Genomic DNA, 16,102 nt, shown 5'->3' on the forward strand with positions numbered 1-16,102 from the left:
GGATGTTATAATATATAGAAAGTAAGAAGTAAAGAAAGAACAAAAAGTCAAAAGAAAGTAATATAAAAGGATAAAAGCAGTTATGAATAAGAAGCAATTGAAAATTGTAACAGGAGTAGCTATTGCAGTTCTAATCGTATCCATCATTCCCATGTTATGGATAAGCCAGTATCTTCATCCATTTGCGGATGATTATGTCTTCGGTGCAGAAGTATATAAGATTTGGAATGAGACCCATTCATTTCCGGCTTGCGTTCAGACAGCCTGGAATGTAGCAATGACGATGTATCATACATGGCAGGGCACCTATTCCGCCTGCTTTCTCATGGCTCTACAACCAGGAGTATTCGGCCAATATTGGCTTGGAACATTCATCTTGGTTTCCAGTTTGGTGACCTCCACTTACACCTTATTATATATGGTTATGCGAAAATTACTCCATTCGTCCAGATTGGAATATCTCTTCGTATCTACCCTCTTCGTTCTGATGACCATCCAGTTTACATGGTCATACTACGATGCATTCTATTGGTATAACGGGGCGATGTACTACACTTTATTCTATAGCATGTCTCTGTTTTTAGCATCTCTGCTCATAGGATATCAATTAAGTAGTTCCAAGTTCAAGAAAGCCCTTATCGGAGGGGCTTCCATCGTTCTATCCATCATCATTGCCGGCGGAAACTTCGTGTCAGGACTTGGCATGGGAGCGATTCTGTTTGCAGCCATTCTCATCATGAAGATGGAACAAAGAAGATGGCCACGTTTATATATTAATATTCTCGCCATCTATGGCATCGCCTTCCTTTTCAGCGTGTTGGCTCCTGGTAATGCGTTCAGACAAGTTACCATAGAAAGCAAGCCAAATGTTGTCGTTGCATTCTTCATGGCAATAGGAAAGAGCTTCGAGTTCTTATCAGAATCCATCAATATCGCTCAAATTCTGATGTTGATGCTTCTTAGCCCTACCCTTGTCAAGGCAGCAAGTAGCTCGAGATTCAAGTTCTCTCACCCTTGGCTATGCATCCTGATTACCGTTACGCTTTACAGTTCATTCTTCTTCGCCCACAGCTATGCCATGGGAACAAGAGGACCGGGCAGAGTACAGAATATCTATTCGTATATACACCTGTGGCTCATCTGCATCAACATTTATTATCTTTCTGGAGCTGTTCTGAGAAAAGCTGAGGCAAAAGCGCCATTAAGTTCTGCCATTATAGATTTCGTAACGGCATCTAAGAAGAAATATGCCAACTCGCTGCAGTATGCGCCATATTGTGCCATTGTCATCTTGATATTATCCGTAAGTCTCAAGGAAAGGACAACCAACAGAACCGTTTCACTTATGCTGAAAGGAACTGCCGTGAAATTTGACAAGGAAATGAACGAGCGTGAACTGGCACTGAAGACGAATACCCAAAGTGCCATAACATTGAAGCCTCTTACGGTAAAAATGCCTTCGGATGCATTCAATGACATCATGATTTATCCAGGATATTGGATCAATCAGGGAATGGCCCGATACTACGGCAAAGATAAGATTGTTGCCTCACCTGCCGCAAACATGCAGGAATCTCCAACCATGCTTCTTGCACGTTGCAAAAGAGACGTAGGACCAGGTAATTTGAAATTTGTATATATAAAATAATTGAACTTTCGCATATAAGCTCCACACGCCCTGAAAGGGCAGAAGCTCCTAGCCCAGGGCGTATGGAATTTACTTGCAAGAGTTTAGCTACTTATAGCTCAGGCTTAAACTTGAGAAGTTGCTTATGGCTTAAACTTAATTCGTTTCCTATAACTCCAGCTTAAACTTGATAGGATGCTTCTTGCCATAGCGGGTCCAGAACTTGGCGCGTTCCTTCATCACATAATCCACAGCCTCATCCACGTTGTAATCTCTTACCTTGGCATATTCAGAGACCAGGATTCGGATAAATTCCTTAGGTCCCCAGAACTTTCGGAGATTATAGAGTCCTTCCTTGACGCTGATTTCTCCAAACTTCATGCGATTGATATCCACGATGATGAAATGGAAGCCTTCATCATCCTGTTTCCACAATACGTTGCCTGGCGTAAAATCCTTATGCAGAATTTTCTTGTCGTGCATATCTGCGGCAAAACGTGCCAACGCCTTAGCCAGCTTTTCGTAGGTACCAGGGGCTGCATCACCCACTTCGTAAAGGGTATGCAGGTTATCACACTGCAGGGTGATGAGATAGGTATATCCCAGGAGTCCGATGGCATTACGCTCTTCGATGAGCGCAATAGGCGCAGGGGTTCCGATGCCTTTCTTCTCCAATATCATCGGATATTCAAAGGCACGTTCCCCCTTAGGCTTTCTGATGCCTAGGGAATAAACCAGACTGTTAGGTCCCTTTGGCACATGATAGCGCTTTACATTAATAATGGTTCCATCAGGAGCCTCCATCACCTTAATGAGATTGCGCCCCGTGTAAATCACACGTCCTTCCTTCTCGAACACATCCGGGATGCGTTCGATGAAACTTCTCATCTCTTCGTATTTTGGGTTTATCTTTATCTTCATTTGTTTACTATACTTTTATATTTTTGCCTAGGACGCTTTTGAACTCCAGGGAACATCATTTCCAAACTCTTCTCTTGAGCCACAACGCCAAGATGGGGACACTCATTTCCAGATGCTTAGGGGCTGATATCGTAATCAGATCTTTCACCATCAAGGACTTCTTAAGGCGGGTTACATTGGCAGCAGTACCTAGGCGATAGGTTTCCAATATTGCCGTCTGCGTGAAACCTGTATGTACCCCATTGATAATAGCATGCAGGAAATTCATCTGATAGGCAGAAAGGTCTTCGGTCTGCTGGATAAACAAAGGCTCGCTGGCATCCAGCAACCTGTCTATTCCATATTTCAAGTCCTCTTCTGTAGCTACAGAATCATCCAGTACACGGAACCATACAAACCATGCCAACTGTTGTACATAAGAAGAATACCTATCTGTTACCTGACAGATTTCACGAGCCAACTCTTCCGAGATATGCTTGCCGGTAGATTCGAATCGCAGACAGATATACTCCACCCAGTCTTTCTCGCTTATCTTGTTCAGATAGAAGAAATCTCCAAAGCGATAAAATGGGTAACTGGCATTCTGGAACATTTGTTCCATCATGTGTTTCTTGCTTCCATAAAGGCAGTAAGATACATGGCTCTGTAATTGCCATACGCTACGGAGCTTCTTTACTTTTTCTCATAATTACCACCTTATTTTATACTATACAGCTTTTCTTCTGCAAAGAAAATGCAAACGAGCGCAATGAAAGCTGGCTTTCAAATTGCCGAGTGCAGCTTTTCTTCTGCAAAGATAGCAAAAAAAAACAAATTAAACAAGGTTGTTTAAAACAATGTTGTTTAAAGCCATCTTTTTTTGCAGAAACAGCGATTCTTCGTCTGATAAAAACATAAAGTTTCATAAATTATACCCTAGGGTATAATACCTTTGGGTATAATTTTGTAACTTTGCAGAGAATCAAGACTTTAAGTATATGAACAAGATACCATTCGAATATGGTTCTATCGCTGAAAATGAATATTTCATTGATAGAATTGAAGATAGAAGAGACCTCAAGACTTTTCTTGGAGGAGGCATCAACGTGATGCTGATTTCTCCAAGAAGATGGGGTAAGTCTTCCCTTGTCAAAGCCGCAATGGAAGAGCTGAAGCAAGAGCAGAAAGATGTGAGAGTATGCTATCTGGATGCCTTCAAGATTTTCTCTGAGGAAGAGTTCTACAACAAGTTTGCAAGTGCAGTTCTCCAAGGAGTTTCTTCCACGATAGAAAAGAGATGGGCCGACATCGTAAAGTTCATCCAATCCATATCTCCAAGCCTCACCATCAACAGTGACCCGGTGAATGCCGTAGAAGTAAATCTAAATTTCAAGCCTTTGAAGGAAAGTGCCGAGGAAATTCTCAATCTTCCAGAAAAGATAGCCAAGGCAAAAGGTATTCACGTCATCGTGTGCATTGATGAATTCCAACAATTGGCAAACCTGCCCGACTGGAAGCGACTGGAAGGAACCATGCGTTCGGTGTGGCAGGGACAGCACAATACGACCTACTGTCTCTATGGCAGTAAACGCCACATGATGATGGATATATTCGGCAACTCGAAGAATCCATTCTACCGTTTTGGGCAGATGATGACATTGAAGAAGATAGCCAAGGAATACTGGAAGCCTTTCATCCACGACAGTTTCTACAATTATGGCAAGTCTATCAGCGATGAAATGATAGAGCGAATCTGCAATGCCGTGCAATGCCACTCCTGGTACATGCAGCAATTCTGCTTTCTCATCTGGACTCGTACAGCAACAGAAGTAACAGAGGAAATCTATCAGTCACAGCTCACCAAGCTTCTGGATACCAATGCCGATATGTTCATTACCGATATTGATGGCATGCCTGCCTCTCAAATAGCATTCCTGCGTGCCGTCTGCATGGGAGAGAATCATTTCAATGCCCAACAGGTAGTAGCAGAATATGGACTTGGTGCTCCACGCACCATCACCAAGAACAAAAAGACTCTTGTAGAAAGAGACTTCATAGAGAAATCGGGCGATGGCTTCAAGATGGTTGACCCCGTCTTCGAACTGTGGTTCAAACGGGAATACTGCAACATTTTTCCTCAATAAGATATAGAAGAAACAATGTAAACCGATTAATTCCCCATCACGCAGCCAAAGCGTGATGGGGGATTTCTATTTTTTAGCAAAGATTAATAAGCAAATTAGCCAGTATCTCACAAAATATCAATACCTTTGTACCCATGAAACAGATTATGAAGAAATTATTTCCACATACTTTGTGGAACAGAGATACAACTTCTCTGTTAGGATGTGCAGCCAGTAAATTTATCGTATTCGATATCATCTGGTGCCTGCAGACTACTTTCACCTCTTTTTCCCTGCCAGAGGTGTATGTCAATTCCCTATTGGCAGCTCTGCTGTTCATCCTCCCATTTATGCTTACCGGTAAGAAATGGCTAGAATATCTCGTGCTCTTTATTCTAGACGGACTGCTCATCAGCAACCTGATGTATTGCCGTACTTACAACTCGATGATACCTCTGGAAAGTTATCTGCTGGCTAGCAATCTGAGCGATTTTACGGCGAGTGTGATTGACTCGATGAGATGGATAGATGCCCTACTCCCACTATCTACACTTATCTGCATCTATTCACTCCATAAGAGAAAGAACCGAGAAGCAGAAGCGTCTGGAAGAGAGCGAGGAGCTTACGCCCTGCGAATCAAGCAATACGCCTTAACCACACTTGCAGCATTCCTGCTTTCTGTTATTTTAATCTTTGCTAAAGGAGGACCAGAAAAGGCATTCAATAACTTGGATAATGCCAACATGTACACCTGCAAAGTGCCAATGTACACCATCTTTGGCAATTTGATACACGAAACGAACCAACAAAAAACGGTATTTACCCCTAAGATAAAAGCAGAAATTGATAACTGGATGAAACATCAACCAGCCTATCAGCCACTCGCTGACAGTATCGCCAGGAAGAAAACCCTAGTAGTCATCTTCTGCGAATCGCTAGAAAGTTGGGAAATCAACCGTAAGGTAGAAGGTAAGGAAATCACTCCAAACCTGAACCGTTACATCGCCGACAGTCATACTCTCTATGCTCCACACGTTCTCACTCAGGTGAAAGGCGGACGCAGCATAGACGGACAGCTTCTGGTAAGCACAGGTCTGTTGCCGCTGATGAGCGGATGCTACGCCATGCAATTTCCTTTTACCCACTATCCTTCATTGGTTAAGGCGATGAAGGAAGAGCATCCCGACCTGAGTTCTTATCTGATGACGGTGGACAAGCCTATCACCTGGAACCAGTCTGTGGTGGCAGAAAACTTCGGCATCAGCCAGATGTTCTTCAACGACCAGTGGGTGAACGATGAGAAAGTGGGCAGCCGCAAGAAACTGGGCGATGTATCCTTCATGAAGCAGATTGTGGCAAAGCTCAAGAAAGGCGGAATCATGAAGAAGGGAAAAAGTAATTATCTGCAGATTGTAACTTACTCCGGTCACAACCCATTCGTCCTGCCCGACAACCTGAAGCGTATTCATTTTAAAGGCGATTATCCGGAAAAGATGCGCGACTTCATGATCATGGCCAACTATACCGACCACGGTTTGGGCATCCTCCTCGACTATCTGAAGAGTCGCCCGGACTACAAGGATATGATGATTGTGATAATTGGCGACCACGAAGGTCTTGCTGCCGACCGCAAACCTATCTGCGAATCGCCAGCTGCCAAAGGCATCGTAAGCGACAAGCAGTTTACTCCTTTCATAGTTGTAAACGCTCCTGTAGGTGGAATATATAATAAGGTGATGGGACAGGTTGACCAATATCCTACCATCCTCAACCTGATGCATCTGGATCACTACAAATGGAAAGGTATGGGACAGAGCATCTTTGATCCTCGCAAATATCCTGCTGCTGTAGGTTCAGATAATATGAACGTAGAAACGACAGGTAATGTACCGGAAAAGGAAATCAAGCGACTCACCCAAGCCCATCGCATCTCGGATTTTCTGATTCGCTACGACAAAATTATAAAATAAGACTTCGATAAGACATGAACATCAAGTACAACAAAGCCCTATGGCTCATCATCATCCTGGCTATCGTGATGATGATTCCATTCCTCGGACTCTCTGATTTCAACACCAAGGGAGAACCTCGCGAGGCGGTGGTTGCCTACACCATGCTGGAACATGGCAACTGGATATTGCCTATCAACAATGGTGGCGACATCCCTTACAAGCCACCATTCTTCCACTGGTGCATCGCATTCTTCAGCCTCATCGCCGGCCACGTAAACGAGTTCACCTCCCGTCTGCCATCCGCAGTATCGCTGGTATTGATGACCATTGGCGGCTTCGTATTCTATGCCAAGCGAAAGGATACACAGACCAGCCTCATCGCTGCCATCCTCACGCTCACCGCCTTCGAGGTGCACCGTGCCGGCATGAACTGCCGTGTGGATATGGTGAACTCTGCCCTGATGGTGGGAGCCATGTATCTGCTCTACCGCTGGTGGGAGAGGGGAAAGCACCAGCTGCCTTGGCTCGCTATCCTCTGCATGAGTGGCGCTACGCTTACCAAAGGTCCTGTGGGCATCATTCTGCCTTGCTTCGTAATGGGCGTATTCATGCTTACCCAGCGCGAGAACTTCTGGGGCATCGTATGGCGCATGGCTCTAACCGCCCTACTCTCGCTCATCATCCCATTCTGCTGGTACTATGCCGCCTATCTGCAAGGTGGCGACGAGTTCCTGCGACTGGTGAAGGAAGAGAACATCGACCGATTCATGGGCAAGATGGCATACGAATCGCACGAGAACCCGGCGTGGTACAACCTGCTTACACTCGTGATGGGTTGGGCTCCTTATACCTTATTATTACTGTTCTCGCTCTTCATCCTGCCTTGGAAGAAGTTCTCCAAGACCCGATTCCTGGAGAATGCGAAGAAGGCTACTCCGCTGCAGGTGTTCACCTGGCTCGCCTTCCTCCTGGTGCTCTTCTTCTACTGCATCCCAAAGAGCAAGCGCAGCGTCTATCTGCTGCCATGCTATCCGTTCATGGCTTATCTCATAGCTGAATACATCGTCTGGATGATGAAGGAGAAGGTGGGAGCCATCAAGGTATATGCAGGGGTGATTGCCTCGCTGGCAGTTATCCTCGTGATTGCTACGCTTGTTATACGAGCAGGCGGCATACCAGATACCATTTTCCATGGCAAGCATGCTGCCGACAACATCGCCATGCTCCATGCCATAAGGGAATCTACTCATGGTATCCTATTCTATGTATGCTATATGTTTCTTATAATAGGGGCTTATCATATATTCAAGGCTCTCAAGAAAAAAGAGGCAAGCCAAATGATGAAATATACATTGGTAATGATTATTGCACTTTTCATCACTCTCGACTCCACCCTGCAGCCTGCCGTGCTCAACACGAAGGCAGATAAGCATCTGGCGCCGGTTATCGAAAAGAAGTTTGATACAGGTAAGCTTTACTCCTATATGTCGATAGAGATGATGCATTTCTTCAGCCTCAACTTCTATCTGGGCGATAAGATCCAGCAGTTTGACAAGGTATTGCCGCAGGATGGCGTGCTGATGATTCCGGAAGGAGATATGCCAGACTTCAAGGAGAAATTCGGCAAGGACTATACCTTACAGAAGGTTTGGGAAGTAAGGAAACTCGTAGAATGTCACCATCCGGTAGGCTTCTATCGGTTTGTAAAGACAAGTGCCAACATCGCACAGAACAGATAATCGCACTAAACAAATAATCAGATACAAAAATAGCATCGGGATTCATCAACCCGATGCTATTTTTGTATCTAACAAATTTATTTTCTTTCTTCAAATTATACTCTTTCTTCGATAAAGTATCGTGGGCGGCGCTTCACCTCGGTATAGATTTTGCCGATATAGACACCTGTGATACCCACACCCGTGGTGATGATGCCACCGATAAACCACATGGAAACGAGCATGGAGGTCCAGCCCTGGATGGTCTTGCCCTGGAAATGCTCCACCAAGGCAAAGATAATCATGATGATTGCTACTAAAGTCATCACCAGACCCAGGAAGGTAATAAACTTCAATGGTGCCACGGAGAACGAAGTGATGCCATCGATACTGAAGCTCAGCATCTTGGTGAGCGGATACTTGCTCTCGCCTGCCTCACGGGCCTTGCGGTCGTAATAGACAAATCCTTCACGGAAGCCCAACTGTCGGACAATGGCTCTGAGAAAGAGATTGCGCTCGGAGTACTGCATCAGCGCCTTCAGCGTGCGGTTGGTCATCATGCGGAAGTCGGCATGGTTATACACCGTATCCTTATCCACGCTCTGCATCAGCTTATAGAAAGCCTGGGCGGTGAATCGCTTGAAGAAGGTATCGGTCTTACGCTCCTTGCGCACACCATAGATGATATCCTTGCCTTCCTGCACCTGCTGAACCATATCGATGATGACATTCTCATCATCCTGCAGGTCGGCATCGATACTTACCATCGCATCGCAATGATCTACAGCCGCCTCCATTCCTGCCCAGAGCGCATTCTGATGTCCCCGGTTATGAGATAACTTGATGCCGTGTACATACTTGTGCTCCTTGGCAGCATCGGAAATCATCTGCCAGGTACGGTCACGACTACCATCGTCAACAAGGAGCAACTCCGTGTCGGCATCTGTTTTTACCTTAATGGTCTTGATCAGATTGCCAAGCACCTCCAGGGTCTTCGGCAATACCGCTTCCTCGTTATAGCAAGGAATCACTATGAATATCTTCATCACTTTTCTTTTTTTCGTCGTTAGCATGGATACTTATCAATTGCAAAAATACCCCGATTTTCTTACATACACAAATAAAACGCCAGTTTTTTTATAATCTTGCATCATATTCCTGAAAAGAAGGACTAGGAAAGCAGGATAAACCCCAGATTTTACCACTTCCACCTCACCACTTCCACTTCACTTGTACCTCCAGATCCATCTGATGAGAACCGGCGATTTCCTGTAAGCCGGAAGAGATGTGGGTGCGGTCGAAATAATCGGTGCTGCCCAGCTTTGCGATTACCAGCAGATGATGGCTGATTTCCGAACGCGCCACCAGGGCATAGCGGATGCCCTCGCCAAAGTAACTGCCAAAACTCATCTGATAGAGCAAGCCCGGCTCATAGGCATAGATGCGACTGGCGAAATCCTGGGTGTGAAAATAGCCGAAACTGCCCTGCAGCCTCAGCCACCGCCAATGATATCCGATGTTTTCATTCAGCAGATAACCGCTGCTGGAAGCATTCCCGGTGCCGCTGCCCGCATTTTCTTCCCGGTACTTCGTATAATCCACACTCGTCTTGGAACTCCAGTTTTTCGTGGTAACACTGGCATAGAAACGGAGACGACCGGTAGCGTTTCCCGCCTTTTCCTTATAGCGGACCCGGGCTCCCAGTGTCCAAGAACGGGAAGGAAGATAGAGGATATTCAGCAGATGATCCCAGCTCTGCGTACTCTGGCGGGTATGATACTTAGGCCAGGCAAAATAGGCAAAGTCGCTATAGGCGGTAAGGGTCCAACGACTGCCTGGCGACCACGTAGCCCCCACATACACACCATTTTCATCCTGCACGCTGCTTCCCTCGGCAAAGCTGTTGCTGAACAGGGAATAGTATCTGGCAGAATAGAACCGTTGCACAGCCGTGAGCGAGAAATGATCGGAAAACTGATAAGATGCCGCATTGAGCGTGGCGACGGCTCCACAATCACCTGTTGCCGTTTCGCCACCTATCGTCCAGCGATGGGAAATATAGCCATAATCTATACTCACATTCCAGAAGGCATCACCTTCGGGAGCAAACCGCTTGTACAACTGCACCTTTTCTGGCATCAGCGGAAGGGAGAACGAAGTATAGAAACCAGTGGCTCCAATATGCCAGCCCTGATGGCGATAGTTGATATTGCCACCCACCAGCGTATTGGAGGCTATATCCTGCTTGGCTATCTCCTTGCGTGTACGGTGCAGACCGGTCTTGAGAATGGTCTTGATGCCACCTTCATCACTCAGCGTGGCATCTATCTTGCGATAAGAGAGGAATCCGGTAAGGTCAAGTCCCTTCAACAAGGTATAGGTGGCTGCAGCTCCCTGCAGATAGTTGGCAGAAGAGCGGGAGGAATGAACCTTGACCTGGCTGGTGGTTCTGCCCAGCGAGGACAGTACCGAGAGTTTGCCGAAGCTGAAGTCGTTGTTGAGAATCAGTCCCATTCCCTCGTGCAGCCGATACCTGCCCAGGGTGATATTCTTCCATCTGCCTAATTTCCTGACTTGCAGATAGAAGGAATAGAAATCATATCCCAGGTTGTTCCTGCCGCTTCCGAAAGGTTCGCCCGCATCCTGGGCACCAACGAATCCCATCTTCACATAGTCGCCATACCTGAACTGATAGCGCACCCCGTGCCTATACTTATATCCCAGGTATCCATCGGCTCCCTTGCCATCGCCCTTGCGCTCATAGAAAGGCACTTTCACCATTCCCATCACTTCATGCTTGCCATACTTCAGGATATTCTTCAGGCTCGGGAACTGCTGGCGGGGAGTCTCGTCGGCTACATAGAAGAAGCTGTTCATCAACTGCCGCTGATACCAGCTGATACTGGGGATGAGAGCCAGTTCTGCCATCGTCTTCATCCCATGATAGCGATGGAGATATGCCTGGATATCCTCTACCTGCGAAGGGGTGAGGAAAGGCAGATGCTCCATCTCTTCGCGGGTAGCCGTATTCAGATTCAGCGGATGCTGCGCCAACTCCTCCAGTTCCTCCTCATAATCCTCCCAGGCAGTCTGTTCAAAATCCTCCATCTCCGAGAGTTCCATCAGATATTCCTGCCAAGGTTGCGAAGGGGCATGCTTCTCCCTATCTTCTTCCGACAGGGAAGAGGAGTCTTGAGCACAAACAGAAGGGACATAGAATAACTGGGAGCTGCCTATGAGAAACAGTTTCAACAAAAAGCGGATGATAGGTTGCCAATACTTCATAGACAGGCAAAAGAATTATTAAATTTCCACAAAGATACTGCGAAATTCTGAAAATGAGTAAGAAAAGAGTAACTTTCTTTCTCTAAATGGGAAATTATCTGTAATTTTGCGGCATAATTAGGAATAGAAGAGGATTACACCTCTTTTATATATATGAGATGCTCCGGACAGGGGGCGGATTTTTAAAATTGGATCAAGAAGATTTTTATGAAACAGAAGATATTCTTTTTGCTGGCGATGCTCTTCTGCATCACGCTGCAGACAATGGCACAGACGGATGACGACAAGCCTGAAAACAAGGAAGTCGATATGGATGCTCCTACCTTCGAACCGATGGTGAAGGTGGGAAAGGTGCTGCTCGATCACGACAGCATACAGTATGTACAGGTGAACAACGTGTATGTTTATCCACAGCCGGTGTTCAAGAATGCCAAGGAAAGAATGGCATACAACCGTCTGGTATATAACATCAAGAAAGTTCTGCCGATAGCCAAGGAGGTGAGAAAGATCATCATCGAAACGGGTGACTATCTGGAAACCCTTCCCAACAAGAAGGCGAAGGATGCGCACATGAAGCTGGTGGAGAAAAGCATCAAGCAGGAATATACACCGAGAATGAAGAAACTCACCTATGCACAGGGCAAGCTCTGCATCAAACTGGTGTATCGTGAGTGCAATTCATCCTCCTATCATCTTATCCAGGCATTCCTCGGTCCTATCCGTGCCGGCTTCTATCAGGCTTTCGCCGCCCTCTTCGGTGCCAGCCTCAACAAGAAATATGATCCGAACGGAGTGGATAGGCTCACGGAAAGAGTGGTGAGACAGGTAGAATCAGGACAGATTTAATCATACTCCTTATTAAGAAAACCAATACCCTTAGGGAAAGAAGCATTCCTGATAACAGGAAACGGCTTCCATCCCTAAGGGTATTTTTTGATGGAACAAGGGAAAGTTGTGGATACTATTAGAAGAAAATGTATATACTATTAGGAGAAATCTCCGGTCATAAGTTTTGAATGTGCGTTCAGAAGTTTTGAATGTACGTTCAAAAGCTTTGAACATACGTTCAACGACGCTGAACGGAGATTTTCCCTAATAATAAAAAGAAATGCCCCTAGAGGTAACTGCTTTTTCCTCTAGGGACATTCCTTTTTATTCCTCGGTGTAAAGTAAACCATCGGCTAACCCCGTATTGTGAGGCATGAAACTTTTGCCTATCTTTCCTCTACAAAACGAAAATGATTTCTAACTGTACGGTTGAAACGGGCTGAAAATCCAAAAGCTCCTAGCCCAGGGCATCGTCCTGGGCTAGGAGCTTCTGCCCTTTACCTTTTCCTTCGGCCTGTGACCGTTAGTTCAAGGCGAATTGAGGAATTTCAACCGTGCAGGTCGTTTGTTTTCAGTCTTAGCCTTCAACACCTCTGTTCGGGATAAGAAATAGTGCCTAAAAAGGTTGGTGATCTCCGATATTTTTTTGTATCTTTGTAGTTGAAATTCAATTAGTTACAAACATAAAAAGATATCATTATGGAGAATACCAAGGACAAAGTTACAGAATTATTTTGTATTATTGATGAATTTTAATTAGCCTATGTTCACACTCAGCGATTCCAATACGTTTTACCCCAACCCTTATCCTACGGATATGAGAAAGAGCTTTTGCGGCATCGTCCATAGAATTATCACAACTTTTGGATAATCCTATAGAGAATTGCGTGCGACCTTTAGCTATAGGACGAAAGAACTACATGTTCTGCGAAAATCACAACGCAGCAGAGGAGGAGGCGATCATGTACACAATGATGGGCTGCTGCAAGTTGGCTGACGTTGACTTCCGCAAATGTACTACGTACTTTTTACAACACATCCATGAGTATGATGACGACTACTCAAAAGACCTTACGGACTTTTTCCCTCACATTTTGAAGAAGAAGGGCTTAGTCTGATATTTTTTGAAAAACTAGGAAAGTTTTGCAAGACAACTTTGAAAAACTCTGAAAACCTTGTAGAACTTTTTAAAATTTCACAAGGTTTTCAGAGATTATGCAAGACAGGGTTTACTGATGGCTTACATAACAGCTAAGAGCAAGCCTCATACCCTTAATTGGAAAATGTATATTGTGTCCAATACATTATAGGAGCCTTGTTAAAATTAAGGTACTCTTTTCTGGAGCATAGATTTGCAATACCATTCTATTTCGTGTTTTTTCAACAAGTGTCCAATATCCAGGTATTCCTCCTGAACACCATATTCGCCGATTGACCAGCTTGTAATCGAAATATGAATAACCTACAGAATCAATATAAATTGCTTCATTTGCATTTTGAAAATCAACTTTAAAGTCTTCGATGGTTTCTTTTATCTCATCCTTGTCATTATAAAAATACTGGCAACCACTCCAAGTTGTTTGTACCAACTCGTTCTCCACAAATACTGGTTCCTGCACAGAATCATCTTTACTACAAGAAATAAACATGCTGCACAAACATACAAATATCAATAATATTTTTTTCATAACTATAAACCTAATTACAATAATTGAACATATTTTTCTATTCATAACTTTGAAATTTTTCGGTTGGCAAAATTATAAATAGTTAAGCAGATAATCAAATTTTAAGAAGAGGAAACGTCCACCAAATATACATCGCAGAAAGATTTATCTGCCATAACTTTCTGTTATACAATCAGTAGCAACATTTATCCACCATAAATACACTAATACATATTTATGGTGAATGAATATTACTTTTTATTTAAATTAGCATATAGGGAAGAGGCCGTATTTTCATTATACATTTTTTTATTAGCCTTTTGTTTTGCATTACAGACTGCTTTTGAAGTTGTATTTACGAGCATGGCAATCTCTGTATTATCCATGCCTAGAAAAGATAGTATGCATACTCGAAATTCTTGCTCACTTAACTTGTTTCGCTTAGCATTTTCATACAAAAGAGGCTGACATTGTTGGAAAATAGCAAATAATTCTTCCCAATCTTCTTGTTGAGGTTGCTTACGTCTCTTATGAGGCACAGACAGAGCCTTAAAGTTTTGTACTATATTACTATTAATTAATGCTTGTTTTTTCTCAACAAAATTCAAATCGTTATATTTATCTTTGTATATTTGAAAGCTTGCTTGCAAAGACTTAATCTCTTTTTCTTTTTTCTTTATTAAAATATCTGCATTTTTTTGCAAAATATTTAATTCTTCATTAGCTTTCTGCATTTCTTTATATGTTTGAATATAGTTATTACTTACTTTTTGGAGTTCCGTCTTCATTCTTTTACGTACTTGCTTGTAATGATTGCAAAGACAAATGACACCAAATATCGCTATTAGGGTTATAATTGCAATTATATATTCATTTCTTTCCTGTTGCATTTTTTTTGCATCAACCACCTGCTGTAATTTTTTATAATTGTACAATGAATTTGCAAGGATGACAGCATTAGCTTGCGTACCATTCAATATACTATCCATCTCTTTTTCGCACAAACTAGAATATTTCTTAATAGAATCATTGTTTTGACAAATGCGATATAAAGACAATAAACCTTGGGCCGCTTCATATTTAAAACCATAATTTCCAAGTTTTCGAAAATATAATTCTGCCTTACTAATTTGATTTGTCCCTAGATAATACATCCCTTTAGCTTTATAATAATGCTCATATCCACACAGCATATTTCCATCTCTATCAATTAACCCTGATTGGGTTTCGAAAACATTCATATAAAAATGAGCTTGCTGATATTGTCCACGAAAAAGCAATGTATAAATAAGCAGAGGAAGAACTTGTGCTGCATTTTGGGTAAATCCATATTTATTATTTAAAGCATAACATTTTTTCACTAAATTAATAGCTTGCAGAGTATCTCCTAAAGCATAATATTCAGGAATTCTATTAGCAAAACCCAGAATATAGTTTTCCTTGTCATTGATACGAGCTGCATAATTACTATAATAAAAATATGCATTTATCGCTTCTCGATGAAGATATTGACGGCTATAAACTTCTGCCTTTTGCCCATATATGCTAAACAAAGTAACATAGTCACATTTTTTGCTCAAGGTATCAGCACATTCAATCGCCTTGTTATACCACATCATTGCCTTAGGAGCTTCCTTTCGATCACGAAAAATACACCCCATAAGATAACAAGCTTCCATTTTTTCATTAGATGTTCCTTTGCTATCGTAATAATCTACAACATCTTGAAATGAAGAGTCTGATGGCATTGGGAGATATAATTTATTTTCAGCCTTAGCCTTCAACAATTGATAGCGCATTTTTACCCTTTGTTCATGCCCCTGAGTAAATTCCATTTGATGTTGGCATAAACTATCATAGGCAGCTTGTGGAGTTTTCTCCATCAAGCTGTCTATTCGTTGTAATTTTCTTAACTGTATATGATTGTCAGTACAGCTTACCTCAAAATACAACAAGATAAGAAGGACTAACAAAGTTAAAAAACTGCTTTTCTTCATTGACC

At 43.3% G+C, this 16,102-nt stretch carries 11 protein-coding genes; 5 read left to right on the forward strand and 6 right to left on the reverse strand.

The genetic code is table 11. The annotated features are described in order from the left end of the window. Nucleotides 1-82 precede the first annotated feature (82 nt). The gene (locus DXD25_RS12545; protein ID WP_117663805.1) at nt 83-1,648 is read left to right on the forward strand and encodes a DUF6056 family protein; all 1,566 of its coding nucleotides are present in this window, start codon (nt 83-85) and stop codon (nt 1,646-1,648) included. Nucleotides 1,649-1,795: 147 nt separating this feature from the next. Here the strand turns inward: DXD25_RS12545 and DXD25_RS12550 are convergent, their stop codons facing one another. Next, nucleotides 1,796-2,548, reverse strand: coding sequence for a lipopolysaccharide kinase InaA family protein (locus tag DXD25_RS12550; protein WP_089544756.1), 753 nt, complete (start codon nt 2,546-2,548; stop codon nt 1,796-1,798). 55 nt (nt 2,549-2,603) lie between these two features. Next, a complete protein-coding gene (locus tag DXD25_RS12555) occupies nt 2,604-3,152 on the reverse strand; it encodes a hypothetical protein (RefSeq protein WP_233522309.1) in 549 nt (182 codons plus the stop codon). 373 nt (nt 3,153-3,525) lie between these two features. Between DXD25_RS12555 and DXD25_RS12560 the strand changes: the two genes are divergently transcribed. The 3 genes from DXD25_RS12560 to DXD25_RS12570 all read left to right on the forward strand — a co-directional run bounded on the left by DXD25_RS12560 (nt 3,526) and on the right by DXD25_RS12570 (nt 8,341). After that, entirely contained in the window at nt 3,526-4,671 is a 1,146-nt protein-coding gene (locus tag DXD25_RS12560) for an ATP-binding protein (protein WP_117663806.1), read from the forward strand. 146 nt (nt 4,672-4,817) lie between these two features. Beyond that, complete coding sequence (locus DXD25_RS12565) at nt 4,818-6,620, forward strand: LTA synthase family protein (protein WP_233522310.1); 1,803 nt, start codon at nt 4,818-4,820, stop codon at nt 6,618-6,620. 14 nt (nt 6,621-6,634) lie between these two features. Beyond that, nucleotides 6,635-8,341, forward strand: coding sequence for a glycosyltransferase family 39 protein (locus DXD25_RS12570; RefSeq protein WP_117663807.1), 1,707 nt, complete (start codon nt 6,635-6,637; stop codon nt 8,339-8,341). Nucleotides 8,342-8,436: 95 nt separating this feature from the next. Here the strand turns inward: DXD25_RS12570 and DXD25_RS12575 are convergent, their stop codons facing one another. Beyond that, the gene (locus DXD25_RS12575; protein WP_117663808.1) at nt 8,437-9,366 is read right to left on the reverse strand and encodes a glycosyltransferase family 2 protein; all 930 of its coding nucleotides are present in this window, start codon (nt 9,364-9,366) and stop codon (nt 8,437-8,439) included. 166 nt (nt 9,367-9,532) lie between these two features. Continuing rightward, a complete protein-coding gene (locus tag DXD25_RS12580; protein ID WP_117663809.1) occupies nt 9,533-11,605 on the reverse strand; it encodes a helix-hairpin-helix domain-containing protein in 2,073 nt (690 codons plus the stop codon). 207 nt (nt 11,606-11,812) lie between these two features. Here DXD25_RS12580 and DXD25_RS12585 point away from each other — a divergent pair, with 207 nt between their 5' ends. Then, entirely contained in the window at nt 11,813-12,451 is a 639-nt protein-coding gene (locus DXD25_RS12585; protein ID WP_117663810.1) for a DUF4294 domain-containing protein, read from the forward strand. A 1,286-nt stretch (nt 12,452-13,737) separates the two neighbouring features. On the opposite strand, the gene DXD25_RS12595 is transcribed toward DXD25_RS12585, so the two are convergent. Together DXD25_RS12595 and DXD25_RS12600 are read right to left on the reverse strand one after the other, a co-directional pair. Next, complete coding sequence (locus DXD25_RS12595) at nt 13,738-14,121, reverse strand: hypothetical protein (RefSeq protein WP_147327911.1); 384 nt, start codon at nt 14,119-14,121, stop codon at nt 13,738-13,740. A 230-nt stretch (nt 14,122-14,351) separates the two neighbouring features. Beyond that, nucleotides 14,352-16,097 (reverse strand): hypothetical protein, encoded by a 1,746-nt coding sequence (locus DXD25_RS12600; protein WP_117663813.1) that lies wholly within the window; start codon nt 16,095-16,097, stop codon nt 14,352-14,354. Nucleotides 16,098-16,102: the final 5 nt, after the last annotated feature.

Origin of the sequence: Prevotella sp. TF12-30 (genome assembly GCF_003436715.1) — a bacterium.
In the GTDB taxonomy this organism is placed as follows: Bacteria; Bacteroidota; Bacteroidia; order Bacteroidales; family Bacteroidaceae; genus Prevotella; species Prevotella copri_A.